Raw genomic sequence first — 23,386 nt, 5'->3', positions numbered from 1 at the left:
CAATTCCTCCTACTACGCGCCTTCAAGCACCCGGTTTATGATCGCCATCATGCGTTCCCAGCTCTCCGTTTCCTCGCGGAGCTGTTTGCGGCCTGCCTTGGTGATGGAATAGAATCGCGCCCTGCGATTCTGGTCCGATATGCCCCACTCCGCGTCAATCCAGCCGCGTTGCTCCAGGCGCAGGAGTGCCGGGTAGATTGTGCCCTGGGTCAACTGAAGGGCATTGTCGGACACCTGCTGGATTCGACGCGATACGCCCCAGCCGTGCATAGGTCCTATGGTTTCCAAGGTCTTGAGCACGAGGAGGTCGAGAGTGCCCTGCAATACTTCGGATTTAGGTTGCGTCATCGCTCACTCCTGTAGACGGTCGTAAGCACACCTTAAGACTCTGGCGCGCAACTGTCAACAAGAAAACAGTCGAACATCATCGCCGTTTACTCGAATGTCAGGATGGACAGAGAGGCCGTCTCGCAACCTGGTGCAGGCGTCGGAATCCGGCCATAATGAAAAGACATCACTTCAATAGTTCACTGATGATCATTTCTATGCGGCGCTCGTCGGATCCAAATCCTCCTTCCATCCGGTATCGCATGTTGCCTTGACGATCAATGAAAATGCTGGTTGGATAGCCCGTGACATTGTAGAGCTTTGATACGCCGTCATCGTAGAGGACCGGGAAATTGAATTGGTGCTCCTTGGCAAATTGCGCGACCTTGCCCCGGTCGCCGGGATCGTCGCCGGAGATGGCCAGAATCTCGAATCCCTGGTCTTTGTAGCTTTCGTACATCTTGAGGAAGAGCGGCATCTCACTCACACAAGGCCCACACCAGGTGGCCCAGAAATTGATCAGGACAATCTTCCCTTTGAGGTCGGACAGGCGGTACTTCCTGCCATTAACCGCCTCAAGTTGAAAATCTACCGCCGGTTTGCTTGTGAACTCCTTCCGCACGGTTACCGCCAGTTTATCGGTGATTTCCGCTTCGAGCCTCCGTGCTTCCTCCGCTCGGCCAAGCTGCTTGAGTGCTTCAGCGAGATGGATGAGATTGGTCTCATTGCGATTTATCTCAACCGACTGGCGGAGCTTTCCTTCGGCTTCCTTCCCATTCCCCAGCTTGAAAAGCACCCATCCATTGGCGTCCAATGCGAGCGATCGTTGGCGCTGATAGTTCTCTTGTTGCTTTTCCAATGAGAACCTGGATTCAAAATCATCTGCAGAAATGTCAGGAGGGCACTTCATTGGGTGAAGTTCTGCGAGGGCGAGATCTGCCCGTCGTGCATAGTCCAACGCTTTGGATAAATCAGCTTTATTGTCTGTCAGCACCAATGCAATCATGGCCGAAGGCGCCGGATCATTGGCGTCTATCGCGCGAATCTGGTCGTTATATTTGATCATGGCCGCTGCATCACCGGCGTTCCGGGCAGTTCCGAAAAGAATGTAGTTAATCAGTTTCTTCAGACCTGGATTTGGACGAAGTGCGAGGATGCCTTCCAACTGGCTTGCGGTCTTCCGCCAGTCGGCGTTGCGCCTGAGCACAGTCTCTTTGACTCTTTGATAAATTGCGAACTGGTGGTTCGCCGCTAGAATCGCATAAGGGATGCCGCTGGTATTCGTTTCCACAATGCTGATGGCCTTGCCGCGTTCGGGATACCAGGAAGGATCGAGCTTACGGATCTCGGCGGCTACCGCATTGGCATTGGAAGCGTCTGTCAGCAGGGTGACGTACGCTTGATAGATAGATGTTAAGAGGTCAATGTCCCTGCTTCCACGGGACAGTTGCGCCAACTCGCCTTGTAGTGCGTCTTTGGCAGCTACTGAGGCTTTGGCCTTGGTCAGGCGCAAGCGCCATAATTGGAGGAGCCCGGCAGCGCGTAACTCCGGCTGCGCGGTCATCTTCCCCGCCGTCTGAATCGCGTCGTCGATCCTCCCCAGAGCCTCCTGAAAGGAGATCGATGTCTTGTAGAAAGACTCAACATGCGGATTCATCTCAGTGGCCTTGTCAAGCTCGGCCAGGACCTGATCTCCCTTGCCGTCGAGTGTGTCGTTGATGGTAAGCCATGATCGGCCCAATGTCAGGATTGCGTTCGCATAGTGCCCCCAAGACCAATTTGGCGCCAGCGATGCGGCCTTCGTCAACCACGGCAGCTCGTTCTTGCCTCTCATTTCCAACGCCAGCGCCGTCGGATAGATAGGATTATCCGGTTCTCTTCCCATCAGAGCTTCGTACTCTGCTTTTGCGGCATCCTTCCTCGCTTGAAAATTGATCCTGATCTGTAAGTAGGCACGATGTGCCTCAAGCGAGGTCGGAGCTGCATCAATCGCCTTCCTGAGTGTCGCAATCGCTTCATCAATGCGGTCGCGGCCGGCGAGGTCCATGCCACGCTTGATCAGGTCGCGCGCGGCTTGTGGTACAGGGTCATCAAGATGCCGCCCGAGGTCAGCGGTCTGGGTGGCGATTCCTGTCGTCAACACACACGTCAACCATAGTGCTATGAAAACGGGTCTCATAGTCGCCAATCTCCTTAATCTAAGATGTTTTGCGCCGGATGGTTGAGCGCAATTATCGGATGCTGATCCATCCCCTGGAGAAATCCATCTGTCCGAAAAAGGTCAGGCTGCCGAATTCCTTGATCGGCACGCCCTCCGCAACTGCCGGGACGAACTTCCATTTCCGGGCGGCCTCGACCGCCCTCTCTTCAGCCAGCTGATCCCTGTTTCCGGCGACCGCGCGCGCCCGGATCACGTTGCCGGATTCGTCGATTAATACAGAAACCAGGACCGCATTGGAATTCTGCTCGCCTATGCCGCCGCCGGGGTAGGCAGGGGCGGCGCGTTCAGTGGCAGAGGAAATGAGCTCTGCCTCGGACTTCTTCAGAATCGGCTCTTCCACTTCACCACTGGCGGTCTTTGACACAAGGATCGTGCCTCCTCCGGGGTTATTCACGACTATCCGTGGGGGCAGATTCTCCGACTGAGCTCGGGCGTCACCCTCGAATTGCACTTCGAGAACTTGTAGGAGTCCCGCATTAGGCGCGTGCCAATCCGGCTGGTGGCCTTGCTGCCAATCGAGATTTGCCAGGTAAGATTGGCGAGGCTCAATCTTCACTCCGTAGATATGGAACACTCTCTCGAACGGCAGGTACCCATGTGCAAGGCGCATTCTAAATCCTGCTATGCGGCGGCTTGTGTTGTTCAGCAGAGCCACACTTGCCTGGATTCGACCATTATCAATTGTCGTGAAGCCCGCGCAAGAGATCAGCAGCGGCCCTTCGGCCTGGTTGTCAGCTCGGATCGGTATCCCCCCAATCGACCTGGCGGCATTTCCCGAAGAAGGGATTGCAGGGTCAAAAACCGCTGCAGGCAGGAACGCAGTTCCTATGAATCCGCTCAGCAAGGCAACCACCCCGAATGTCGAACGTGTGAGGCTCAAATGCGGCGATTCCTTCAACAAGCGAGATACACGATTTTCCAAGCGGCTTCTGCTTCCAGCGTGGGGAGCCGCCTGACTGAAGGATGAGCATCTGCTATTCTGCGGCCATTGCGCGATGGAAATGAGGACGGCAGCATAGTCCAAAGTTACTTGGTCCGACTCGCCCTTGATTGGCGTCCCTGCGATGGCCGCCTGATCGGCGGCAGCCTCTCGCTCCATTTGAATAAGGTGCTGTAGGTACCATAGCGGCACACTTGGCCACAGCGCAGCCCGCAGCAGCCGCAACAGAGAGTTGATCTGCGGATCGCGCCAGCGTGCATGGCATGATTCGTGCAGCGTGATTTGACGTAATGCCGCGGGCGTCGTGCCGCCAAAAATCCGCACCGGCAGAATGACGGCGGCACGCAGCCATCCCACTGCGCATGGTCCAATGTGCGGGTCAATGTAAAGACGGGTCCATGCCGGAAAGCTCAACTGCTCCCGCAACGCCGCAGGGGCATCCATCCACCCATGCCTTGCGCGTGCCATCTGAAGATGTCCCATAAGTTCCCGGCACATGAGCAAGAGAGAGAGAGGCCGAGCCATAACCAGAACAAGCATGGTGCGGCTGCAGACTGAGAAAATCGATAAATAGATGCCTTCAAGCGCTCGCTTAAGCCAGACATGCCCGGCTGGGCCGATGAATCCGACTGAGGATAGAGTCCCTGCGCCGCGTGAGCCGGCAGCCTGCCAATTGCATCTCCTTGAATCACGACCGGGAAGCTGAAAGGCTGCATGGTGGCAGGCATTCCCAGGGTGACAAGGACCGGAATTATGGAAGCAGCAACAAAAACTGCTAGCGAGATCAGGTATCTCAACCTCGGCAGGCCGATCGGAATGAACCGGAATGCCAATGCCACTCCGGCAGCCAAAGAGGCCCCGAACAGCGTCAGATTGATCAGGAGGCAGATGGCCACCGAAATCGGGGAAGAGGTCGAGTTCATTTCTGGGGCTCCTTGCGATTCTTTTCGACCATGGCTCGTATGCGTTGAAGCTGCTTTTGTGTGAGATGCCGTTCGACCAAATGAGTGGCGAGATCTTCCACCGAACCACGGAAAAACCGATCTGCCAGGCGTTGGATGGCACCCGTCACTGCCGCGGGTTCTTGAAACAGCGGCTGATAGCGGTGCGCACGATCGGAAGAGTCACGCGCGACACGGCCCTTTCCTTCAAGTCGATTCAGAATCGTTTGTACGGTGGTGTAGGCGAGTTCATGCCCCTTTTCGTGCAGCTCCTCTTGCACCTCCGTTACCGTCGCGGAACCAAGCCGCCACAGCGCCTGAAGGACATCAAGTTCTCGTTCGCCGAACGTGCCCTTCGGCCTTTCTTTCATGATCTTCTTGCGTTCCTCCAGATTTGTCGGTATGTGTCCTACGCGTGTAGGACACAAGATATACCAGACCCAAGGACATGTCAACAAGAGCTTTTCAATGAGAGATTCTTGGTCGAGGGTCGCGCCAGATCTTATTGATGAAGCGATCGACTAAAATGCGGGGATGGGATTTTCCCCATCGCACCTGAGTGCGGCTACGCCGACTTCGTTACCCCCCAGTAACGCCTAATGCGTCAGGTGTTCAAGAGTCAGTCAGGGGTTTGGTACTGCGGTCGTATGGGAAGCAGATGCGACTTTCTGTGCTTTCGCGGAAGAGATGTGATCAATCAACCAGTTGCGGCGTTGATGCCGATTCCAACCGGCCCGGGCCGCGAAGCGGCGCGCCTCCCCCCGTCGAATACTCTTCAGGATCTGGTCCTCGATCCTCGCCAGTTCTGCCTCCCAGTCTTCTATCCGTTTGGCGCTAACACGTCTCATGCTCGTGCTCCCTGAGATTCTTCGGCTTCATGCTCTCCACGATTCGCTCGCTCTGCTATTGCTTCCATTGCGGGCTCGTGACATACCTCCTGTTTCAGGACAGCGCAAACGCGTTCCGCAAGCTCCGCGGAGATCCAGCGCAGGTTGATTTCCACTTCGTTCGAGTACTCGCTGACTTTGATGTCTGCGTAGCCGTTCCTCAGGTTGCGGGGATGAATCTGGAAATCGGAGCCGGCTCCATTGTTTTGTGAGACCTGGCAGCCGAGGATGCCGGCGAGGTTGTTGGCGATGCGTTCTGCCTCCATCCGTTGCTCATGACGCTCCGCAATGTCGTCAGAGGCTTTCTGAAATGCCACGCGATAGTTGGGGAGCAGCCGCCGCTCGATATCCTTGGCGACCGCTTTAGCCGGTCGATTCGGCGCGACTGTGATCCTGAGGTTGTCGGGCCAGTTCACGCTGAAATGTTTGCCGTTTTTCTGTTGGGGCCTGCTCCCCATGATTGTGATTCGGCTGTGATCCCAGTAGCCGTTGTTCAGATAAAGCTTCATCCCATCGGGGCCATCGATATCCGCGCTGTCCCGTCTATCCGCTTCCCGTTCGCGGTACGTCCAGCCCAACTCAGCCGCGATCGCTTTTGCAAATGACTGAAACTCCTCTGCTGGTAATGACATGACTCCTCCCTAGAAAAGCCCCTTGTCTTCAAACATCGGCGCCGATTTTTGCGGCCGCCGCTTTCGATCCAAACCAAGCATGGTTCGTTTGCTCTGATTTGGGGTTTCGGGCGCACGGAGCACCCGGTTGACGACCTCGCTGCGTACCATTTCGCGCTGCCGGGTCTGTGCTTCGGTCATCTCGCGTGCCAATTCGTCGATTCTCAAAATGGCTCCTCCATTTCAACCGGATCGAAGCATCCCTCCGCCCGGGTCAGGTTCTCGATTTGCTGCCGGAGCGCCTCGTTCTCTATCAGCAGTTCGTTGATGCGCAGTTCCAGGTAGTCTTCGTTCGTCATCTGCACTTCTTGCGGTTCCTGAGACCAGTTGACCTTCTTCTGGTCTTTCAGGTACTCGAGCAGGCTGTCGGCGTCCTCCACCGGATAGCCGTACCCGGCAAGTTCCGTGGCGATCGAGTCGACGCTGTTCGTGCTGGCGTGCCGAAAGATGCGCCGCCGGATACTGGCCGGCAAAAACTCATAAAACTCCGTCCACCAGCCCGCCCTTCGGAGCTTGCGCGGATTGATGCCGCCGAGATACTGAATCGCGCACAGGATGTTCTTGTATGGATTAGGCAGAAACGGTTTCTTCTTGCCGGGCGACTTCAATAGTCTCGGCGTTGGCGGCGCCGGTACAATAGGCACAAACTCCGTCGGGACCCCCAACTTTCGAGCCTTCACCACGCAACAGCGGCAGAGCGGATATTGGTTTAAACCGGCTGGCCCGGTCCCGGTTCCAGGTATGTTGTCGCAGAGCGTCTTCGCGCCGCCGGTCGCGATCATGTGAGCCATCGATCGCTGCTTCTTCCGGTTCCACGAAATCAACTGCACTTGCATTGCTCGCTCCGGTCTCAGTGATCGCCTGCCGGCCCCATTCGGTAGCCTTCGCTCGTAACCACGTAGGTCATCGTTCGCGTGTCCAGACACACCCGGGGAAGCGTGGCCGTGCAATATTCGATGGCTGCGCAGGCGCCCAGCACGGCTTCGCCTGGCATCGATGCCGCGATCGGGCCCCTCCAGTCTTGCGGGTTCGCCAGCTTGTTGAAGACTTTGCGGAGGTCCGACACCCGGAAACCTTTGTAGACGGTCCGATCTTCCCAAGCCCGGCCATATGGGCACTCGCTCCTGTGTTCGGGATCTGGCAGGCCGCACCACCCACAAGTTTCCAGTTCGAAGGGCATCGCATTCTCTCCTCACACGGCCAATGCATTGTCAACCGTTACAGATTCAAAAAAAGCGCAGCTCGGGAAGTGATCGCCGCCCACGCAGCCACATTCTTCGCAGGCTGATTCCTGGGCGCAGACCGGGCACAGATGGCCGGTGGCATCAATTGAGACGGCGCAGTGCTCGCACACCCGGGCGCCGCACTGTTCACACCGCACCCATGCGTAATCTGTGTCCTCGCAAAACGGGCAATACGCCGGGAGTTGGCCGGCCTCGATTGCCGCCTCGTGCCTGTCAATCTCAATGTCGATCCTGGTCATCATCTCTTCGACTCCATCGTTGAGTGGATCCCCAGTGTCTGATTGACTGGCAGAGAGGTCTGGACTCGATCTCCACGAACATCGACGCGTCCCACGTTATTTCCGTTGATGTCGTGCAATGCCTGCGTGAGCCCGGGCGAGAAGTGCGGATGGCATTCGATCCTGCCAGCCAGATCCCGGAGAATCCGGGCTGCCTCGTGACTCTCGGACCCAGGGCCATCCTCAGTAAAGGCAGCGTTACTCATTTCAACCTCGATCGTCATTCTCATTTGCGCTCACTCCCCATGCCCGAGCAATCCAGCATCGGCAAAACTGAAGTAATCGGACTCGCCGATGATGATGTGATCCAAGAGCCGAATGCCCAGCAGTTTGAATGCCTGCGCCAGCCTTTCGGTGCACTGCCGATCTTCGATAGAGGGAGTTGCATCCCCACTCGGATGGTTGTGGATCCCGATGACTGCCGCTGCGTTGTGGACCACTGCCGGTTTGGCTGCCTCCCTGGGGTGCACGACCGAGGTGCTTATCGAGCCGACCGATACGGTGTTCATGCCGATCAGCTTGTTTTTCGAATCGAGCATGAGAACGATGAAGTGCTCCCGATCCAAATCCCGCGTGAGCGGTCGCATGATCTCAAAGACTTCTCGCGAATTGCTGAACCTCTGGTGCGGAGAAGCAACCGAGCCTTCACGTACCAAGGAGACTCTGTAACAAGGAATGCGGTACTGCCTCAGAACCTCGGCTTTGGCGTCCATAATCTCCCCTGAATGTTTGTTTGGAATTTCTGATTGTTCATGCCCTCATTCTAACGATATATCAATGCATTGTCAATCGATTGTGTCGGGACTTGTCGTTATTTGCTGATTTTTGGAGCCGCAGTGGCGGGGAAAACCAACAAGGATATCTTTAGCGTCTCTGCGAACGAGGTTTTCCCCAGTAACCCCGGATCTTAGACGAAATTTCTCATCCGATAACGGCCTTGTTTGCCTGTGGTGGCTTGTGACTGCCGATGGTTTGGCTCTTTGGAAGCTACGGTCGCCGGCGACTGCGCTCCTCACTATCTAAGAAATTTTGGCAAATGTCTGCAAGTGTTGATTCTGCGGCAGCCAACGGTCGCATTTGCAACGCGGGCCTACTGATTACGAACTGTCTTTCGGCCCAATAAAATCCATAAGATACGCGGTTCTAATGATCCGGGCCCTTGAAGGCCGGTACGACTCCGGCGCAAGGGCGAGTCCCGGTGATGACGCCAGAACCGTGTTCGACAAAATCCGTAAAGAACGGGAGGAAAGGAATCATGGATCTGATCGCGTGGCTTGAGGATCTGGCGGCCGCCTACAGGATCGAGCCGTCGGAAGTGACGACCAGGCGGTATCTGAAATCGCTCGAACGCTGGCGGCTGAATCCAGAGCACTGGAAGCAGCTTTCCGATCGTGCCGTCCTGAGGTTCTCGCGATTCCCGAATATCGCGGAGCTTTACGAGATCGCTTGCGAGTTGCAGCACCAAGCTCAGGTCACCGCCAATTCGGAATGGATTGCGAAAATGCGTGCCGAATGGGATCGGAACCAAGCTTATGAGGAGTCTAACGATCCGGATCGGTCAGGACTGAGAGCCATTCCATGAAACCAGGGGACCATGTAATTTGGCTGCACTCTCCCGCGCGTTCTTTCCTGACCGGCTGGGTCTATCGCAGGCGCATCAGAATCAGGGTCCGACTGAAAGGCCGTGAAAAACTTCTCAATGTGCGTCAGGATAACGTCATCTCGGATGAGGACGGTTGAACAGCTTCAAAGGCTCCACTGACTGTACCGTAGAGATGCGCTGTGATCGCATTTCTGGATAAGATCTCCCCTGAGAGGAGGAAATCCCAAGATGCATACTGCCATTCGGCGGCGACCAGTGGCTGAGCCGCCCGAGGTGCAATAATCCGTTCCATGTCAGGTGTCGACTTACACCAAGGTCTCGTTCCTACCGAGTATTTCGATGTCCGTTCCTACTGAACCTCAGGATGGTGCGCAACGGCAAGACCTTTTCCTCTACCATATCCTGCAGGAACAATCTGACTCTACCCCGATAAAATCTTTCAATCAGTTGCTTTGCCAGTCCCGCGCCAATTCCAAGCGGCCTGATGGTTGTTTCATAAACATAGGGCTTGACACTTGGCTGATGCCGTACGTAGCCGCGCTTTTCAAGCCTGCGCAAAATGGTTCGAACGCTTGAGTAACTTAAAGGGTGATTCGAAACCAATGCGTTTTGCACTTGGCGACCAGTTGCAGAACCGTGTTTCCAGATGAGCCTAAGCATCTCCAGCTGCAATTGGGAAGGTGAGTTGCTTTTCATCTCAATTCTCTTGCATGTCCCTGGCACTAACCTATGCGTTGCTAACGATATACATGAATGCTATTTTCTAACGTACACCTGTTTGGTTGGCTGAACACCTTGCCCGAGACTCTCTGATACATTCAGACTCTTGCCATCCGCGGAGAGCGAGTAGGTGAACGAGTGTGGCACTGATTTACTCGCCATAGAGCGAGTTCCATCAATGATTAGCTCGTTTCCGATCCACCTGGCCGTGTATTTATATGTCCCGAAGCCCGAAGAGGACACCGTATGCTCGCCACCGTCCAATTCAAATTGGTAATTCGATTCGATTTGTTTGCCTGCGACCTCGATTCTGCGAAGAATATTCAGTTGTCTGCTCGTGTGCCGAATGACAAGTGTTATTTCAGTGTTCCCCGAAGCGCTTTTGGCTCCGCTTTTTATCGGATTACAAACCCAAGTGCCGCTGAAATCGGGCGATGCAAATACAATTGCAAATACTCCTGTGATTATTGCATTAGAAAATGCAGCTCTCATTGTTCCCCCTTAAAAGCAACGCGACTGCAGCTACAAATCACGCAGGGCCTTAATTGGATCCACCTTCGAAGCACGCCTCGCTGGAATGTAGCTGGCAATCAAGATGATAAATCCCATTGCGACAATGACAACGGCAGAGACAGTTAACTGAATTACAGGGATGGGCATAATTATACTCGAGGCGATTCGTGAAGCTGCGATGGCGAGAATGATGCCCAAAATCGCTCCTATTGCCCCCACCTTAGCTCCCTCGGTTACTACGAGCTTCATTATTGTGATTTCCTCTGCTCCCAGCGCGAAGCGAATCCCAAATTCCTTTGTTCGTTGTGCCACGGAATAACTAATAACACCATAAATCCCGACGGTTGCAAGCAACAAGGCGAATAGTGCGGATAATGTGAGGATAGCCGTGATCATGCGTCGCGGGTATAGAAGTTCACCGACTGCATCCCTCATGCTGGCGATGTTCTTGATCTCAACATTGACGCCTGCACTGCTTATGGTTTTCTTTACCTGCCTGTCGATAACTAGAGGATTCTCCTGTCCGCGTACGATCAATGAAACAAAGGGAAGCGGATTTTGGTCAAATGCGAAATAAGCAATCGGATTTGGACCGCCTTCAGAGAGCGCGGGCCTTACGTCCCGGACAACACCTATGACCTCAAACCATTTTCCGGAAGATTGTTTTGACAGCGGATTGAAGGATGCAATGTATTTCCCGACTGGATTCTGGCCGGGCCAGAGAGCTCGTCCCAGACTCTCGCTCACAATCGCCACAGGAGGAGAAGAATTCATATCTCGATCTTCAAAGTAACGTCCCCTGAGCGAATGAATCCCGGTAATCCGGAAATATTGACTCGAGACGGATGTCTCGTCTATTGAAAAGCCTTGCGAATTGCCGGCCAGGAATTGATCTTTATCTATAATAGTGCTCCTTCTCATACCAGAAAGGAATGGCGAGCGGGTCGTCAAACAAAAGCTGTCGACACTACGCAACGATTGCATGCTGGTAAGGATGCGCTGACAGGTAAGACGCGATTGATCCTCCGGAGGGATTTCGCCTCCACGCCGAACCGGAATTGAGGAAACAAGCGCATCGGAAATAGAGAGATCAACGACAGTTAAGTTGTTGGAGGTATAACCGGGATCGGCAAATTCCGATCTTAATAAGACTGCAATGAATCCGGCAGCCATAAGCAGCAAGACGAGCGAAGAGCTGATCTGGGGGATAACAATCCAGTAGCGAAGGCTTGATCTCTCGTGGGCGGAGGGGGATGCAGTCCCTCCGGAAATCTCTCGCATCAGGTCGATTCTGGAAGCCCGTCGTGCCGGCCCCAGACCAACTAATATTCCAGTAACGATGCAGAGCAAGAATGTGAAGAAAAAGACGCGAACGTCCATCGACACATCCAAGAAAACCTGTCGAGCGCTAAATCGGGCAGGAGTATTCGCGACGTACAAACCAATCAAAAGACGGGCTAGTCCCATGGCGAATGCGCCACCGAGGAGGACAAGCAAGACACTCTCCGTTAGAAGTTGCTGGACAATCCGCCATCTTGGAGCGCCAAGCGCCAATCGAGCTGCTATTTCTCTTTTACGGGAGACGCCACGTGCCATCAGGACACCGGCGAGATTTGCGATGGCAGTCAGCAGAACAATGCCTGTAACAATGAGTAGGGCTGCCGCGAGCTTGGCGGGCACAATTGCTCCAGTTCGGTCGAATGGAAGTCGAAGCCTGCTAGATGGGAGCAGGAGCAAGCTGGATGCTTTTGATGTCGGATTCCGAGTGACAAACAGCGTAGCAGTAATTGCTTGTGCTTCCTTGATAGTCTCGCCCGGTTTTAATCTCCCAATCGGATATGCAGGACATTGGTTGAGGGGGTATCCCATGAGCTTAGCCCAGGAGGCAATTGGAATCCAAAACTGAGTGGGGCTCCACGGTGCTGATATGCCCTTGAATCCAGCTCGCGCGACGCCAATGATGGTGAACTGGCCGCCATTGAGAGTGATGGCCTTGCCTATGGCATCGTTGGTGTTGGCAAATAGTCGGTTACATAGATCGTGTCCTATAACGATTTCGGTTTGATCGTTTGCCTCGGCCCCCTTCCCGATAAAACCTCGCCCGATCAAGGGTTCTATCCCCAGCATCGAAAAATAGTTAGACGTGACCAACTCACCTATGAGCTGCGTGGTTTCTCCGTTAGCCGTGAATTTTGCCGACACCGGGGCGTGTGCAAGCATTTCGACGAAAGCTGGATTGTTTTCTTGGAACATCAGATAGGAATCATAGGAAAAGAGAGCGTTGGATTGAGATGGGTATAGGTATGCCAGCTCTTCCGGCGCAGATACGGGCAACGGTCGGAACAGGACAACATCTACGATGCTGAAGACCGTTGTGTTGATGCCGATCCCCAATGCGATCAATAAGGAGGCAGCCAAGGTGAAACCAGGATTCTTGCGCAGTATTCGCAGGCCATAGCGCATATCTTGGCAGAGTACATCGAGCCATCTTATTGACGTGGTTTCACGGTATGCTTCCTTGGTTTGTTCGATGCCACCCAGTGCCAGCAATGCGGCCCGCTTCGCCTGCTCCGGGCTCATACCGTTTCGGAGGTTCTCCTTGGTCTCCATCTGTAGATGGAATTCAAGCTCGGCATCAAGAGTAACCTGTGATTTTGAGCGACGTGTAAGATGCGCGAGTCGCCAGAAGAACGCTCGGATTGATGCCAGCATTTTTCCTCCCACTATGCGCCTTCAAGTACACGATTGATGATCGCCATCATGCGTTCCCAGCTCGCGGTTTCCTCGCGAAGCTGCCGGCGTCCCGCCTTGGTGATGGTGTAGAACCGTACCTTCCGATTGTTTTCCGAGGTGCCCCATTCGGCGAGAATCCAGCCGCGCTGCTCCAGACGCAACAGCGCAGGATAGATGGTCCCCTGGGATAACTGGAGCGCGTCCTCCGATACCCGTTGGATGCGCCTCGCCACACCCCACCCGTGCATAGGCCCCAAAGATTCGAGAGTCTTCAGCACGAGCAGATCCAGCGTGCCTTGCAGAACTTCGGATTTTGATTGGGTCATAGGCTCTCCTGTCGATGGTCGCAAATTCATCTTAAATCCATACCGGCTGGCCTGTCAACGAAAATCCGAAATTTACCGGGCATGATTGAGTGTGTACCGACGGTACGAAATGAAAAACTGGTACAGATAGCCTTGACAGATTTCAGAGAGAACAAATAGGCTTTCCGGTGTAGTAGATCAGAGTCATATTGGACTGCTGCGCTTACATCGAATCAATTCTGACGCGAGCGGGCTGGAGCTCCCAAAACAACCAGCAGCTGATTGGCGAAGCTTTGTCTGACGAATTCGACCGCAAAATCCTCAATCCTCATGGCGTCGAGATCGATCTCCCCTTCTGGGTATACAAGCGGCTTAAGAAACTGCGCCTCCTCGAGCACGATCCCGCAACCGGGATGCGACGCATTCAGGAGCGCGTGTTTGGACTGATGGATTCTGGGAGGGCCCCGACTTCCGGCCTGACCGTCGCTTGCGCGCTTTCGATCCCGGTTTCCAGCGGGCAGGCTCCAACGAGAGCGGCTACGCGAGCGCGTTCCTCAACGCGCTTGGTCGCGATTGTTCCGGCCTCGTCAATCCCGCCGTTGAAAGCACTCACAACTTCGAATCCGACCTCGATCATTCGCGGCTGTCCGACGAATAAAGGCGTGCACAGGTGGACGAGGTGATTCAGGCCGTGAAGGCAAGGAGGCGGAAGAACGTGGCGTGACCACTGATTGGAAGGCAGTCTATCGGCAGGAGGGCCTGGCCATTCCGCTCGAGCACTATGTTGACACTCGCTCTGCTGGACGCGACAGGGGAACCGCAGGCGCGATGGCCTGCGGGTCTTGCTGCGGTGGTTTGGTGCGGGTTGTTGGTGGGAATTATTGCAATTGGTCAGTTTGTTTCTGGAACCTCCTTTCGATCATGACTGTAATTGCCTGCTCTGCGGACGCCCGAGCACTCGATTCTGCCAGCCCGCCTGAATCCTCAGCTTACGTAGGCTACTTCGAGTCGCTTATAGCCCCACTGGAGGACGAGCGCAGAGTTGTGCCCGGGGATGATTTCGCGGGATTCGCCAAATTCGCCACAGTAGATTCCGGCCACGACATCCGCCGCGTCCTCGCCCAGGTGCTTCTGGATGATCTCGATCGTCTGGCCGATGCCGATTCCCAGCGTCGGATTCGTGCGGGTCAGGTCGAATAACTCACAATTGATCTGCCTTCTTGTTCGTGCGTCCATTTTGGTCGCCATCCCTATCTTCGACCGCAGTAGGGGCAGAACCGCTCTTTCCGTGACGCCTCTTCTGCATCTTTCGCGAACCTGCCATTGCTGAGCATGTATGGGCCGTAGATCAGACCGGCCCGCCGGTCCTCGCGGAATCCACTGATACATTCAGGGTGGCAAAGTAACCGTCTGCCATGAATCTGATATCGTCGTAAGCGACTTAGTGCGGCCATCACTGCACCCCCCTAAATGCTGTTGTAAAGCAAACCGAGAAGGGCCTTAAGGGCTGCCGGCTCCCCTTTGATGATTAGGGGGGCGCTGTCGCCCTGTCTCTTGGAGTAGAAGCAGATGTCAGCGTACTTCCCATCCTCGGTGGCAAAGGTCACGGCGCGTGCCACCTTGAAGTATCCGTTGCGGCCCTTTGCCTCGATCTCCGTGACTGGATCAATTGCGCGAATCATTGACCTTCCCTCCTGTCGTGAACCGGGATCGGTGCCACTGCCGGAAATCGCGAGTCCGACGACCAAACCCAATTGCCGCCGAACATCCATTGATGCTCGAATATGGGAATCTTCCCGTTCGCCACATGCCTGCCGCTGACTTCCTCAAAACCGATGGCTGCTTCCGGCGATGCCTTGAAGTGCCCACACCACGGATAGACGTACAGGACAGGGAGGTCTGGACTGGCTTCAGCCAATTCCGGAATCCCGGCGCCGACCAGGACCGCCTCCTTGATCCGCGAGGTCACGCCATGGTTCGTGCAGTCGCAGCCGTCGCTGTCCTTTAGGATTGAAACCAACATTCCTCTTGGCATCATGCCCCTCGTTATTTCGCTGCTTTCAGTTCGGCTTGCATCTCGCCGACCGCCTTGTTCACTGCTTCCCACTCCGCGAACGTCAGCCTGCCCTGTTTCACGTACTGGGTCTCGCCGTTGTTGAGCTTCACCGTCCGCGAGATTTGGATCTTGGGCTCGCCGCCGTTGTACCGCTGGATGCACACGATCAGGGTGTTCGTCCCGTCATTGAGCGCCACCCTGCTCGCAACCGTAATGTCCTTCTTCACGTCGTATGCCATGTGAGTCTCCATAACTGTCTGCCGCTCCGGCCAGGGGCGCGTTTTACGCTGCCGTGCAAAAATAGAATTGGTCCAGGGCCACCGAGTCGTTTCCGCGGCTGAGTTCGATGCGGATCAGGCCGTCCATGGCTTCCGCGAACTGCCTGAAACTGAGGTGCAAGGACCGCAGAACCGACCGGAAGCGCCGGACAGTCTGAAACGCCGCCACCTCGCAGTCCATCCTCTCGATCATGTCAGCCTCTGCCACCATCAGCCTGTCAATCGCCTTGCGGGCCGCCCGAACCTTCTGATCCACCGTCATCTGCTGCGCCTGGGTGTTTTTCATTGTCTTTTTCTCCTGATTTTATGATCTAATTCTATCGGATTGCCAATGCATTGTCAATCTAATAAAGCAAGAGAAATCAGGCCTTGTCGTTTTTTTCTGCCCTCTCAAGTTCTTCTTCAGGCTCCAGCCCATGGGCTCTTAGTTGAAATGCGATGGCATCCAGGGTCTCGATTTCCCATTCCTTGTGCGGATTCCAGGCTTCGACATCTTCGCCCAGTCCCTCAGAATAGGTGATGTCCAGATACAGGATCTCCTGCACCGCACTCAAAATCTCTCTAAGTTCTTCAGTCGTCAGATCCTCGATCTTTTTCATACCCCTCCTGGTATTCCTCTGGTTCCAGCAGTTCTTTTTTATCTGAAAGCGCCATATGCGCCATCCCACACGGGCGGAACTTCCGGCAGTTCCAGATGGCGGTTGCTCTCGCGAAACCTTATCCATAGCGCTCTGGCGTTCCCTTCGGCGGTCGGTGCGCACATTGGCAGGCTATCGTAAATAATGAGTGACCACCTGCCAGTCTCGTCAATCGACAGATAGTGGCGGTGCTTCTGCTCAGTTTCTCTCATGGTCAATACTCCTCTGGTTTCATCACTGTCCATCCGTGCACTTCGTTCTCGATCAGCCACAATCCCGGCGGGAGTTTCCAAATGCCGCCCTCGTGCGATGCAAGCCGGAGCTTCGTACGCATGATCTTTTTCAGCTCCTCCATCGGCGTCGGAGCCTGTAATCCCGGGAAGGTGCTCTCGAAGGTGATGAAGGGCTGGAAGTCGTCCCACAGGCCACGGGTTATGCGATTGAGTGGCCGGCCTCGGAAGTCTAGACCCAGTTCGGAGATGTCCACGATGACGCCATCTTCGATCGCCTGGCAGTCGTCGTAGACGGAGATTACTTCCTCCCCTTCCCAATTGTCGTTGCTCATGCGATCCCTCCTTTGTGCGCTCGTTTGTCGTTGATCCCAGGAATCCGCATCGCCGCGCTTTTCGATGGGCGCTTTGTGCTTGCCATGGCTAGGGCGTTTAGCACGTTCTCAAGTTGCTCGTGGGCAACCGACATTACCCGGTAGGCCTCGCCAAGCTGTTGCTCCCTGGCAGCGTCGGGGTCGTAGGTCTCTTTGATTTCCCTGGCGATGAAGACTGCCAGCGAATCGCCGACCAGCAACTCGTCAATGGAACCCGTCTCCGCCTCGAAAGCCCTTGCTACGGCGCCGTCGTCGCTGTATGCCCGATCCGCGATCTCAATGATTTGTTTGAGTTTCATGCTCTGCTCCCTTCTGTCATCGATTCGTATACCTTGAGGATTTGCACGTCGGTGATGTGAGCGCCTGCATCCTTGAACGCATACGCCCAGTTCAGCGCAATTCTCGAAGAGTCGTCCAATTCGACGCCGGCCTGCAGCCACTCCTGGCGTAGATTAGATTTGCCTCCATCCACTGCCTCAGATTGACCTGTTTGCGTTCCATGCAAATCTCCGTGTTGGCCGTTTTCAGGCGGCATCGGTTTCGTAGAACCACTCTCCAAAATCGGCGCACACGGCAAACCCGGCGCGTTCAAGCGCTTCGACGCATGCCCTGACCGCCTCCATGTCCAGCAGCGCGCGCTCACTGTAGTAGTCGATGTCCGGCGGCAGGCAATCCTTGTCGGAGGTGAGCTTGAAGCGCCGGCCCTTCTTTTGATAACCGCAGTAGACTGTAATCACTGAAATCGGCCTCCATTTAATAAACCAGGTCCTTGCCAGGGTGCAGCTCGCGGATGATCTTGATGGCTCTCGAGCTGGCGACTTCATAGCGGGCGATTTCTCGGGGATCCCTGCACATAAACCACGGACTGCCATCCTTGCAGGCAATGCAGCCACAGGGCTCGACGACCCGGACAATCTGCGTTTCACCTTCGGCCAGGTTAGGAAAGCCGTTCATGCTGATAACCTCCTGCCCTGGTCCCAGAGTCAAGATCCGCAGGCTCCGGCTCCTCTGAGTAGACCTCGATGCCTTCTGACTTGTCGTTGCTGATCACCTCAAGGTGGCGAGCATCCTGGTAGAAGGTCGAGCGCCGGCACTCCTCGTCGCCGACCTCGTCCACCAGGTAGTGAGAGATCTCCTCACCGTATTCGGTATGTTCGACGCCGGGCACGGGGCTCACTCGATCGAACACCTCATTCAGGTCTGTGCTCTCGACTGCCTTTTTGATCGCGTCCTGATGTGACACGGCCTCAACGTCCGGCACCTTCACCCGGACAACCGCAAAAATGTGAACGTTGTATCTCATCGCGTACCTCCTGCCCCGCCGCCCGGAAGCTGGCGGGAGCGATCGATTGCTACAGCCCGAGAGCCATCGCTTCCTCAGCCGCCAACACCTCCGTGTACTCAGGAACAATTGGTTTCGGCTTGACCTCGGCCACTCTGGTGAGGATCGTCTGCTTGACGCCATGGTAAAGTTCGTGTTTCTTCACGGTTGCCTTCACCTTGTGCGTCATCCCCATCTGGAACCAATCCGGGCGGCCGGAAGCAAACCACGTGGCCACGTTGCCGTTCCGATCGCGGAATTTCACGAGCGTCATTAACCCGTAGTTGCTGTCGATTTCCTTGGTGAAGGTCACGGTCAGCTCGTAGACGGCTCGCTTGCCGACCTCGCCGAAATATTCGCTGTCCTTGTCGCTCTGAAACCGCCTCCGGCGTTCAATCTCGCGCTCCATCGCCCGCCGATAGCTCACAATCAGCGAGCATACGATCCCGGTGGCTCTGGCGCTGACGTAGTCGCTCGAGCAGGCAACCCGCAGGTTCCATAGGTAGTCACTGTTGAGGTCGGCAGGCAGGTTACGCGCCCACTCGATTGCGGCCTTGGCTTCGGCGTAGTCGGAATCGATTACCTCCGCCCGCTTTCCTGTGAACCGCGGGTTCACGTGATTGAACACGCGGCCGACCGTCGCGGGCACCATCTTGAGGTCCTGTTCCTTCCTGCTGACCCAGCCGTCGGTACGGATGTAGGCCACTGTGATCGCCACCCACGTTTCAATCGCCCAGGACCGCGCAATCCGCTCCCTGCCTCCCATCCAGTCGTCGTCGCGTGCGCTCGCGCACAGATCGCCGAGGTCGATCAGGATTTCGGCGAATTCCGCAAGCTGATGCGGGTTTGCGTGGCCCATGAAGTCCTTCAGGCAATTGCGACCGACCTGCTTCCAGGTCCCGTCCTCGTGGCGGATCAGGTATGTGTCCTTCCAGCCCCGGTCGATCTGGCAGTAGTCGCACCATCTTTGCGCCGTCCGGTATTGCAGAGGGATTTCGCCCTCGAATCCCGGCACCGTCCGCAGGATGTTACCCGCCTCCTCGTGCTGGATGACCGCCACGAATTCCCAGCCTTCGTATTTTGGCGTCTCGCCCTCGACCTTGATTTCAAAAACCTTGCGAAAGCTGTCGACCATCGATCCGCCGGCCCCACCCCAAAGGATCTCGTCTTCAGTGAAAGCGCGCTGGACGAACTTTTTCTCGACCACCATCTCCTCGCCCGCGACCGTCAACGTAATGGGGGATACCCCGATCCGGGCGCATCGCCGGTTCAGCTTCTCGATTCTGCCTCTAAGTTCTTCCAGGTTCTGCTCCGGGATCCTGTAAGTGGCTTTCATGGAGTGCGCCCCTCAGGCTGCCGTGCAGAAAAGGAACTGATCGAAAGCGGACGAATAGGCGTCATGGGCGAATTCGATCTGGATGATAAAGTCCATCGTCTCCGCGAAATCGTGAAAGGATAGGTGCAGCGCGCGAAGCACCGATCGGAACCGCCGAACAAAATTGGCGTCAATCTCGAAGCCATTGACATCCAGCGGTATGGTCTCCATTAACTTGTCGATCGCCTTCCGCGCCACCCTGACTTTCTGTTCAACCGTCATCTCGTTCATTTGTTTTCACCTCCGTTATGCTTAGATCTTATCAGGGTGACAATGCATTGTCAATCTAATAAGCTTACACAACTCTTTAATTATCAATTATTTACTCCCATGCGTGCCCAGAGGATGCGCCGAGCAGACTGAGGCGGTTTCGATCTTGGATAAACACTGGGTTGAATCGCATTTTACGCATTTTCTTCTTGCAAAGTGATGTACGCATAGGTTACATATACCTAGGTACCCTATGCCTAAGATAGACATGCCACAAGGTGCACTCACAATGCTAGTTTTGCGAGTGCTCAAATCAGAACCGCTCCATGGCTACGCCATTGCCCAGCGGATTCACAGTCTCTCTGGCGATGTTTTGAAAGTCGAAGAAGGCTCCCTTTATCCGGCTCTCGAGGGCATGTTGAGGAAGGGCTATGTCAAGGCGGCATGGGGAATCTCGGACACAAACCGCCGCGTTCGGTTTTATCGACTGACCCCGGCTGGGCACAGGCAATTGGATAGCAAGCTCTCCGAGTACGAGCAGACCACGAATGCCATCCAAACTATTCTCAGAACTGCTTGAGGATGCCGCGATGCGCGAACTTCTCCGCCGAGTATATTACTTGATCCGCCGCCACAAGTTTGACCATGAACTCGAGGCTGAGATGAAAGCGCACCGCGATAGTATGGCCTATGAAGAGCGCGCCAACTTCGGCAACATCCTGCGATTACGCGAAGATGCACGCGAAGCTTGGGGTTGGATGTGGATTGACCGATTGGGGCAGGATCTCTCGTACGGTGTACGAATGCTACGGAAGTTTCCGGGCTTCACGCTTTCAGCTGTTTGCGTCCTGGCGCTGGGCATGGGCGTCAACATCGGTGCATTTCACCTGCTCAATGCAGTGTACCTGAAGCCACTTCCAGTTCGTGACCCGGACACGATCTACCGCTTGGTACGGTACAGCCCGCGCGCCATGTCAACCGCGATCCCCTATCCCGACTTCGAATTCTATAGGCAGCACAGCGGAGTGTTTTCGGCCCTGATGGCGCGGGTCGATCAGGAAATGACTTTCGGGCAAGAGGGAACGGAGCGGGTCCGAGCTCAATTTGTCAGCGCCAACTACTTTCATGAACTCGGCGCCCGAGCGGTTCGCGGTCTGCTTTTCGATCCGTACATTGACGACAATCGCGGCGCAGATCCGCGTGTTGTACTGAGCTACACTTTCTGGACAAGGCGCTTCAGCAGCGATCCTGCGGTCATTGGCACCACGATCACAATAAACAACCAGAAGGTAGTTGTCGCGGGAGTATTACCCGAGGACTTCGTCGGGCTCTCCCCGGCACTCCCTGCTGACGGTTGGCTGCCGATTGTTCAGCATCCTCGCTTCGTGTCAGACAGCCGCCTCCTGGATGATAGCAAGTCCAGTGCGATTTTAATGTATGGGCGTTTGAAACCTGACACGACACCGGTGGCGGCAGAGCAGGCTTTGAATTCTCTCGCTTCGCTGCGCGGTGCCCAAGATACTACCAAGGTTTGGGCAGGAGAATGGCTTAAAGCCGTGCCGGGCGCCAGGGCGAATATCCCTGAAAGAGCCATTCCGATGATTGCCATGGCGACCTTCCTCGTGCTCCTCGTGCTGTTGGTGGCTTGCGGCAACCTGGGGACGCTGCTCATCGCTCGAGGCCTTTGCCGGCAGCGCGAAATTGCCATCCGGATGGCGATCGGAGCCGATCGGAAGCGCATTGTGCGCCAAATGTTAACAGAAAGTCTGCTACTAGCGTCACTTGGTGCCGCAGCAGGTTCATTACTTGGCTATGCAGGGGCGCGGGTGTTCACGGTTGTTTCCGGGTCTCAACCAATCAGGCTATCGCTGGACTGGCGGGTAATACTGTTTACAGCGTCGCTGGCATTGCTCTCCCTGCTGATATTCGGGCTAACTCCGGCATTGGGAATATCATGCTCGGCGGTGCGGGCTTCGCGAGCTCGTGTGGGGCTGCTGGGTGTGCAGATTGCAGGCAGTTGCATCCTGGTGATCCTCGCAAGCCTGCTGGCAAAGAGTGCCGCGCGCATAACCTTCCAAGATCCGGGAATCGATTACACGCGTCTGATGATTGTCAATCCGCATTTCCGAACCCATAGTTACAGCGCCGCACGCGCGCAAGCATATATTGAGGACATGAAAATCCGCTTGCGGGGTATCCCGGGAGTCGTGGCGGTTTCCGCAGCAATTGCAGTTCCTTTCGGGCAGACAAGGACAACAGTCAGGCTGCCAGAGAACGGGAGTGTAGTGCATATTGTCGAAGCAGATCCCGACTACTTCAGAACCATGGGCATACGCATTTTGCGAGGCCGCGGCTTCGAAGCGGGTGATCGAAATGTCGTCATCGTAAGCGAGGCTATGGCGCGTGCGGTTTGGCCTGGGCAAGACGCACTGGGCAGAATCTACGCAGGTAAGCAAACCGTTGTCGGCATTGCGGAAAGCACGCGTGCGTGGCGGTTGTTGGGCGAGGAAGGCGTCGAACTCTACCAGCCACTTACCGAAGGAGAGGCCAATGCAGCAACCCTGGTCGTACGATATGACGGCGAAAATGACCGGCTCCCTGCCTTGTTGAATGCCGCTGCAAACTCCGTCGACGCCAAGGTCGTTCTGGAGCTCAGTACGATGACTGCCGCCTTTCAGAAGGTCACTCAGGCCACGGTTGTCATCGCGCTTGCTCTCAGTGCGCTCGGAACGCTTGCCTTGGTCCTGGCTGCGGTGGGTGTATTCGGCCTGGCAATGTACACGGTCTCCCAACGTTCACGAGAGATCGGCATTCGCAGGGTGCTCGGTGCGGATTCCGGCCAGATCCTGCGGATTGCTCTGGCGTCAATGACGTGGCCCATTCTGGCAGGGGGCACAGCTGGACTTGTCGCTGCAATCGCACTCTCTGGTGCCCTTCGTGCTCTTCTGTTTGGCATGAGCAATCTCGATCCGATCAGCTATGCAGCAGGCTTCGGCATCCTCTTTTTTGTTGCCCTTCTGGCTGCGGTCGTGCCGGCGAGACGTGCCCTGCGTGTAGATCCGGCGGAAGTTTTGCGCTACGAGTAATCAATGAGCGTGATTCCCCCGATTTCTTGAGGATCATTTCTTCTTCTTCGCCGTCCATGCGTAGGTTCCTGTGTCGCCCATCTGGGCTTCTCCGGACATTGTCTCGCCTTCTACCTTGCCCTTGAATGCCAGCTTGAGATTGCCACGCGGGCCGCTGGCGGTCATCGACCATTCGACCACGTTGGCCTTGATGGTTCCTGTGCCGGTAATCGCTACTTCGTCGGGTGGTTTCAATGTGACTTTCAGGGCTTGCTTGTCCTGCACGAAGGCAAGGTCCCCAGTCCGGTTGTTCGAAGTCCAGGTTAATTCCCAAACGCCGCTGATATTGGCATTCCCGGTCCCGTTTTTGGTCTGAGGCAGGGCATAGGGAATGACGGTCGCCGCAACAAGCCAAATCAGAACTATCCTCTTTTTGAGCATGATCTTCTCCCAAGA

General features: G+C 55.5%; 33 protein-coding genes. 4 read left to right on the top strand and 29 right to left on the bottom strand.

The window, feature by feature from the left end; genetic code table 11:
• Positions 1–12: 12 nt before the first annotated feature.
• From LAP85_22025 to LAP85_21980, 10 genes are all read right to left on the bottom strand, one after another.
• Positions 13–348: a PadR family transcriptional regulator gene (locus LAP85_22025; protein MBZ5499086.1), complete on the bottom strand. Its 336-nt coding sequence runs from the start codon at positions 346–348 to the stop codon at positions 13–15.
• Positions 349–514: 166 nt separating this feature from the next.
• Positions 515–2,506 (bottom strand): redoxin domain-containing protein, encoded by a 1,992-nt coding sequence (locus LAP85_22020; protein ID MBZ5499085.1) that lies wholly within the window; start codon positions 2,504–2,506, stop codon positions 515–517.
• A 52-nt stretch (positions 2,507–2,558) separates the two neighbouring features.
• On the bottom strand, positions 2,559–3,956 hold the full coding sequence (locus LAP85_22015) for a TonB family protein (protein MBZ5499084.1): 1,398 nt from the start codon (positions 3,954–3,956) through the stop codon (positions 2,559–2,561).
• A gap of 451 nt (positions 3,957–4,407) precedes the next feature.
• Complete coding sequence (locus tag LAP85_22010) at positions 4,408–4,800, bottom strand: BlaI/MecI/CopY family transcriptional regulator (GenBank protein ID MBZ5499083.1); 393 nt, start codon at positions 4,798–4,800, stop codon at positions 4,408–4,410.
• A 473-nt stretch (positions 4,801–5,273) separates the two neighbouring features.
• Positions 5,274–5,948 carry a hypothetical protein gene (locus LAP85_22005; protein ID MBZ5499082.1) on the bottom strand — a complete coding sequence of 225 codons (675 nt, stop codon included), beginning with the start codon at positions 5,946–5,948 and terminating at the stop codon, positions 5,274–5,276.
• Positions 5,949–5,957: 9 nt separating this feature from the next.
• Entirely contained in the window at positions 5,958–6,155 is a 198-nt protein-coding gene (locus LAP85_22000) for a hypothetical protein (GenBank protein MBZ5499081.1), read from the bottom strand.
• Positions 6,152–6,823 carry a hypothetical protein gene (locus tag LAP85_21995; protein MBZ5499080.1) on the bottom strand — a complete coding sequence of 224 codons (672 nt, stop codon included), beginning with the start codon at positions 6,821–6,823 and terminating at the stop codon, positions 6,152–6,154. Before LAP85_21995 ends, LAP85_22000 begins: the two co-directional genes overlap by 4 nt.
• Before the next feature lie 14 nt (positions 6,824–6,837).
• Positions 6,838–7,167: a hypothetical protein gene (locus LAP85_21990; GenBank protein MBZ5499079.1), complete on the bottom strand. Its 330-nt coding sequence runs from the start codon at positions 7,165–7,167 to the stop codon at positions 6,838–6,840.
• 302 nt (positions 7,168–7,469) lie between these two features.
• Positions 7,470–7,739: a hypothetical protein gene (locus tag LAP85_21985; GenBank protein ID MBZ5499078.1), complete on the bottom strand. Its 270-nt coding sequence runs from the start codon at positions 7,737–7,739 to the stop codon at positions 7,470–7,472.
• 6 nt (positions 7,740–7,745) lie between these two features.
• On the bottom strand, positions 7,746–8,222 hold the full coding sequence (locus tag LAP85_21980) for a JAB domain-containing protein (protein ID MBZ5499077.1): 477 nt from the start codon (positions 8,220–8,222) through the stop codon (positions 7,746–7,748).
• Between the two features lie 542 nt (positions 8,223–8,764).
• Between LAP85_21980 and LAP85_21975 the strand changes: the two genes are divergently transcribed.
• Complete coding sequence (locus tag LAP85_21975; GenBank protein MBZ5499076.1) at positions 8,765–9,091, top strand: hypothetical protein; 327 nt, start codon at positions 8,765–8,767, stop codon at positions 9,089–9,091.
• Positions 9,092–9,436: 345 nt separating this feature from the next.
• Here the strand turns inward: LAP85_21975 and LAP85_21970 are convergent, their stop codons facing one another.
• Positions 9,437–9,808, bottom strand: a complete 372-nt coding sequence (locus LAP85_21970) for a BlaI/MecI/CopY family transcriptional regulator (GenBank protein MBZ5499075.1) — start codon at positions 9,806–9,808, stop codon at positions 9,437–9,439.
• Between the two features lie 370 nt (positions 9,809–10,178).
• On the opposite strand from LAP85_21970, the gene LAP85_21965 reads away from it, so the two are divergent.
• Positions 10,179–10,337, top strand: coding sequence for a hypothetical protein (locus LAP85_21965; protein ID MBZ5499074.1), 159 nt, complete (start codon positions 10,179–10,181; stop codon positions 10,335–10,337).
• Positions 10,338–10,354: 17 nt separating this feature from the next.
• Here LAP85_21965 and LAP85_21960 read toward each other — a convergent pair whose 3' ends face one another.
• The 17 genes from LAP85_21960 to LAP85_21880 form a co-directional block, all read right to left on the bottom strand.
• Complete coding sequence (locus LAP85_21960; protein MBZ5499073.1) at positions 10,355–13,057, bottom strand: ADOP family duplicated permease; 2,703 nt, start codon at positions 13,055–13,057, stop codon at positions 10,355–10,357.
• A gap of 11 nt (positions 13,058–13,068) precedes the next feature.
• On the bottom strand, positions 13,069–13,404 hold the full coding sequence (locus tag LAP85_21955; GenBank protein ID MBZ5499072.1) for a PadR family transcriptional regulator: 336 nt from the start codon (positions 13,402–13,404) through the stop codon (positions 13,069–13,071).
• Positions 13,405–13,807: 403 nt separating this feature from the next.
• On the bottom strand, positions 13,808–14,020 hold the full coding sequence (locus tag LAP85_21950; GenBank protein ID MBZ5499071.1) for a hypothetical protein: 213 nt from the start codon (positions 14,018–14,020) through the stop codon (positions 13,808–13,810).
• A 347-nt stretch (positions 14,021–14,367) separates the two neighbouring features.
• Positions 14,368–14,619, bottom strand: coding sequence for a hypothetical protein (locus LAP85_21945; GenBank protein MBZ5499070.1), 252 nt, complete (start codon positions 14,617–14,619; stop codon positions 14,368–14,370).
• Positions 14,620–14,849: 230 nt separating this feature from the next.
• The gene (locus tag LAP85_21940; protein ID MBZ5499069.1) at positions 14,850–15,065 is read right to left on the bottom strand and encodes a hypothetical protein; all 216 of its coding nucleotides are present in this window, start codon (positions 15,063–15,065) and stop codon (positions 14,850–14,852) included.
• A complete protein-coding gene (locus LAP85_21935) occupies positions 15,062–15,406 on the bottom strand; it encodes a hypothetical protein (protein MBZ5499068.1) in 345 nt (114 codons plus the stop codon). Before LAP85_21935 ends, LAP85_21940 begins: the two co-directional genes overlap by 4 nt.
• Before the next feature lie 23 nt (positions 15,407–15,429).
• Entirely contained in the window at positions 15,430–15,678 is a 249-nt protein-coding gene (locus LAP85_21930; protein ID MBZ5499067.1) for a hypothetical protein, read from the bottom strand.
• Positions 15,679–15,721: 43 nt separating this feature from the next.
• Positions 15,722–16,003, bottom strand: coding sequence for a hypothetical protein (locus tag LAP85_21925; GenBank protein ID MBZ5499066.1), 282 nt, complete (start codon positions 16,001–16,003; stop codon positions 15,722–15,724).
• A gap of 76 nt (positions 16,004–16,079) precedes the next feature.
• Complete coding sequence (locus LAP85_21920; GenBank protein ID MBZ5499065.1) at positions 16,080–16,316, bottom strand: hypothetical protein; 237 nt, start codon at positions 16,314–16,316, stop codon at positions 16,080–16,082.
• 38 nt (positions 16,317–16,354) lie between these two features.
• Positions 16,355–16,567 (bottom strand): hypothetical protein, encoded by a 213-nt coding sequence (locus tag LAP85_21915; protein ID MBZ5499064.1) that lies wholly within the window; start codon positions 16,565–16,567, stop codon positions 16,355–16,357.
• Between the two features lie 2 nt (positions 16,568–16,569).
• Positions 16,570–16,920 (bottom strand): hypothetical protein, encoded by a 351-nt coding sequence (locus LAP85_21910; GenBank protein ID MBZ5499063.1) that lies wholly within the window; start codon positions 16,918–16,920, stop codon positions 16,570–16,572.
• A complete protein-coding gene (locus tag LAP85_21905) occupies positions 16,917–17,258 on the bottom strand; it encodes a hypothetical protein (GenBank protein MBZ5499062.1) in 342 nt (113 codons plus the stop codon). Before LAP85_21905 ends, LAP85_21910 begins: the two co-directional genes overlap by 4 nt.
• 225 nt (positions 17,259–17,483) lie before the next feature.
• Complete coding sequence (locus LAP85_21900; protein ID MBZ5499061.1) at positions 17,484–17,696, bottom strand: hypothetical protein; 213 nt, start codon at positions 17,694–17,696, stop codon at positions 17,484–17,486.
• A gap of 16 nt (positions 17,697–17,712) precedes the next feature.
• The gene (locus tag LAP85_21895; protein MBZ5499060.1) at positions 17,713–17,913 is read right to left on the bottom strand and encodes a hypothetical protein; all 201 of its coding nucleotides are present in this window, start codon (positions 17,911–17,913) and stop codon (positions 17,713–17,715) included.
• Complete coding sequence (locus tag LAP85_21890; GenBank protein MBZ5499059.1) at positions 17,897–18,262, bottom strand: hypothetical protein; 366 nt, start codon at positions 18,260–18,262, stop codon at positions 17,897–17,899. Before LAP85_21890 ends, LAP85_21895 begins: the two co-directional genes overlap by 17 nt.
• A gap of 49 nt (positions 18,263–18,311) precedes the next feature.
• Positions 18,312–19,616, bottom strand: a complete 1,305-nt coding sequence (locus LAP85_21885; protein ID MBZ5499058.1) for a hypothetical protein — start codon at positions 19,614–19,616, stop codon at positions 18,312–18,314.
• Positions 19,617–19,628: 12 nt separating this feature from the next.
• The gene (locus LAP85_21880; protein MBZ5499057.1) at positions 19,629–19,886 is read right to left on the bottom strand and encodes a hypothetical protein; all 258 of its coding nucleotides are present in this window, start codon (positions 19,884–19,886) and stop codon (positions 19,629–19,631) included.
• A 232-nt stretch (positions 19,887–20,118) separates the two neighbouring features.
• On the opposite strand from LAP85_21880, the gene LAP85_21875 reads away from it, so the two are divergent.
• Positions 20,119–20,445: a PadR family transcriptional regulator gene (locus tag LAP85_21875; GenBank protein ID MBZ5499056.1), complete on the top strand. Its 327-nt coding sequence runs from the start codon at positions 20,119–20,121 to the stop codon at positions 20,443–20,445.
• A 10-nt stretch (positions 20,446–20,455) separates the two neighbouring features.
• Entirely contained in the window at positions 20,456–22,951 is a 2,496-nt protein-coding gene (locus LAP85_21870; GenBank protein ID MBZ5499055.1) for an ADOP family duplicated permease, read from the top strand.
• A gap of 33 nt (positions 22,952–22,984) precedes the next feature.
• Here the strand turns inward: LAP85_21870 and LAP85_21865 are convergent, their stop codons facing one another.
• Positions 22,985–23,371 carry a hypothetical protein gene (locus LAP85_21865; protein MBZ5499054.1) on the bottom strand — a complete coding sequence of 129 codons (387 nt, stop codon included), beginning with the start codon at positions 23,369–23,371 and terminating at the stop codon, positions 22,985–22,987.
• Positions 23,372–23,386: the final 15 nt, after the last annotated feature.

The sequence above is a fragment of the Terriglobia bacterium genome (assembly GCA_020072565.1).
GTDB lineage: Bacteria > Acidobacteriota > UBA6911 > UBA6911 > UBA6911 > JAFNAG01.
This window is presented reverse-complemented; position numbering and strand designations above follow the sequence as displayed.

Excerpts from the sequence above, each read along its gene's own strand:
- LAP85_22025 (MBZ5499086.1), bottom strand. The coding sequence starts at position 348 with ATGACGCAACCTAAATCCGAAGTATTGCAGGGCACTCTCGACCTCCTC.
- LAP85_22020 (MBZ5499085.1), bottom strand. The coding sequence starts at position 2,506 with ATGAGACCCGTTTTCATAGCACTATGGTTGACGTGTGTGTTGACGACA.
- LAP85_22015 (MBZ5499084.1), bottom strand. The coding sequence starts at position 3,956 with ATGGCACGCGCAAGGCATGGGTGGATGGATGCCCCTGCGGCGTTGCGG.
- LAP85_22010 (MBZ5499083.1), bottom strand. The coding sequence starts at position 4,800 with ATGAAAGAAAGGCCGAAGGGCACGTTCGGCGAACGAGAACTTGATGTC.
- LAP85_22005 (MBZ5499082.1), bottom strand. The coding sequence starts at position 5,948 with ATGTCATTACCAGCAGAGGAGTTTCAGTCATTTGCAAAAGCGATCGCG.
- LAP85_21995 (MBZ5499080.1), bottom strand. The coding sequence starts at position 6,823 with ATGCAAGTGCAGTTGATTTCGTGGAACCGGAAGAAGCAGCGATCGATG.
- LAP85_21990 (MBZ5499079.1), bottom strand. The coding sequence starts at position 7,167 with ATGCCCTTCGAACTGGAAACTTGTGGGTGGTGCGGCCTGCCAGATCCC.
- LAP85_21985 (MBZ5499078.1), bottom strand. The coding sequence starts at position 7,739 with ATGAGAATGACGATCGAGGTTGAAATGAGTAACGCTGCCTTTACTGAG.
- LAP85_21980 (MBZ5499077.1), bottom strand. The coding sequence starts at position 8,222 with ATGGACGCCAAAGCCGAGGTTCTGAGGCAGTACCGCATTCCTTGTTAC.
- LAP85_21975 (MBZ5499076.1), top strand. The coding sequence starts at position 8,765 with ATGGATCTGATCGCGTGGCTTGAGGATCTGGCGGCCGCCTACAGGATC.
- LAP85_21970 (MBZ5499075.1), bottom strand. The coding sequence starts at position 9,808 with ATGAAAAGCAACTCACCTTCCCAATTGCAGCTGGAGATGCTTAGGCTC.
- LAP85_21965 (MBZ5499074.1), top strand. The coding sequence starts at position 10,179 with ATGACAAGTGTTATTTCAGTGTTCCCCGAAGCGCTTTTGGCTCCGCTT.
- LAP85_21960 (MBZ5499073.1), bottom strand. The coding sequence starts at position 13,057 with ATGCTGGCATCAATCCGAGCGTTCTTCTGGCGACTCGCGCATCTTACA.
- LAP85_21955 (MBZ5499072.1), bottom strand. The coding sequence starts at position 13,404 with ATGACCCAATCAAAATCCGAAGTTCTGCAAGGCACGCTGGATCTGCTC.
- LAP85_21950 (MBZ5499071.1), bottom strand. The coding sequence starts at position 14,020 with ATGATCGAGGTCGGATTCGAAGTTGTGAGTGCTTTCAACGGCGGGATT.
- LAP85_21945 (MBZ5499070.1), bottom strand. The coding sequence starts at position 14,619 with ATGGACGCACGAACAAGAAGGCAGATCAATTGTGAGTTATTCGACCTG.
- LAP85_21940 (MBZ5499069.1), bottom strand. The coding sequence starts at position 15,065 with ATGATTCGCGCAATTGATCCAGTCACGGAGATCGAGGCAAAGGGCCGC.
- LAP85_21935 (MBZ5499068.1), bottom strand. The coding sequence starts at position 15,406 with ATGTTGGTTTCAATCCTAAAGGACAGCGACGGCTGCGACTGCACGAAC.
- LAP85_21930 (MBZ5499067.1), bottom strand. The coding sequence starts at position 15,678 with ATGGCATACGACGTGAAGAAGGACATTACGGTTGCGAGCAGGGTGGCG.
- LAP85_21925 (MBZ5499066.1), bottom strand. The coding sequence starts at position 16,003 with ATGAAAAACACCCAGGCGCAGCAGATGACGGTGGATCAGAAGGTTCGG.
- LAP85_21920 (MBZ5499065.1), bottom strand. The coding sequence starts at position 16,316 with ATGAAAAAGATCGAGGATCTGACGACTGAAGAACTTAGAGAGATTTTG.
- LAP85_21915 (MBZ5499064.1), bottom strand. The coding sequence starts at position 16,567 with ATGAGAGAAACTGAGCAGAAGCACCGCCACTATCTGTCGATTGACGAG.
- LAP85_21910 (MBZ5499063.1), bottom strand. The coding sequence starts at position 16,920 with ATGAGCAACGACAATTGGGAAGGGGAGGAAGTAATCTCCGTCTACGAC.
- LAP85_21905 (MBZ5499062.1), bottom strand. The coding sequence starts at position 17,258 with ATGAAACTCAAACAAATCATTGAGATCGCGGATCGGGCATACAGCGAC.
- LAP85_21895 (MBZ5499060.1), bottom strand. The coding sequence starts at position 17,913 with ATGAACGGCTTTCCTAACCTGGCCGAAGGTGAAACGCAGATTGTCCGG.
- LAP85_21890 (MBZ5499059.1), bottom strand. The coding sequence starts at position 18,262 with ATGAGATACAACGTTCACATTTTTGCGGTTGTCCGGGTGAAGGTGCCG.
- LAP85_21885 (MBZ5499058.1), bottom strand. The coding sequence starts at position 19,616 with ATGAAAGCCACTTACAGGATCCCGGAGCAGAACCTGGAAGAACTTAGA.
- LAP85_21880 (MBZ5499057.1), bottom strand. The coding sequence starts at position 19,886 with ATGAACGAGATGACGGTTGAACAGAAAGTCAGGGTGGCGCGGAAGGCG.
- LAP85_21875 (MBZ5499056.1), top strand. The coding sequence starts at position 20,119 with ATGCCTAAGATAGACATGCCACAAGGTGCACTCACAATGCTAGTTTTG.
- LAP85_21870 (MBZ5499055.1), top strand. The coding sequence starts at position 20,456 with ATGCGCGAACTTCTCCGCCGAGTATATTACTTGATCCGCCGCCACAAG.
- LAP85_21865 (MBZ5499054.1), bottom strand. The coding sequence starts at position 23,371 with ATGCTCAAAAAGAGGATAGTTCTGATTTGGCTTGTTGCGGCGACCGTC.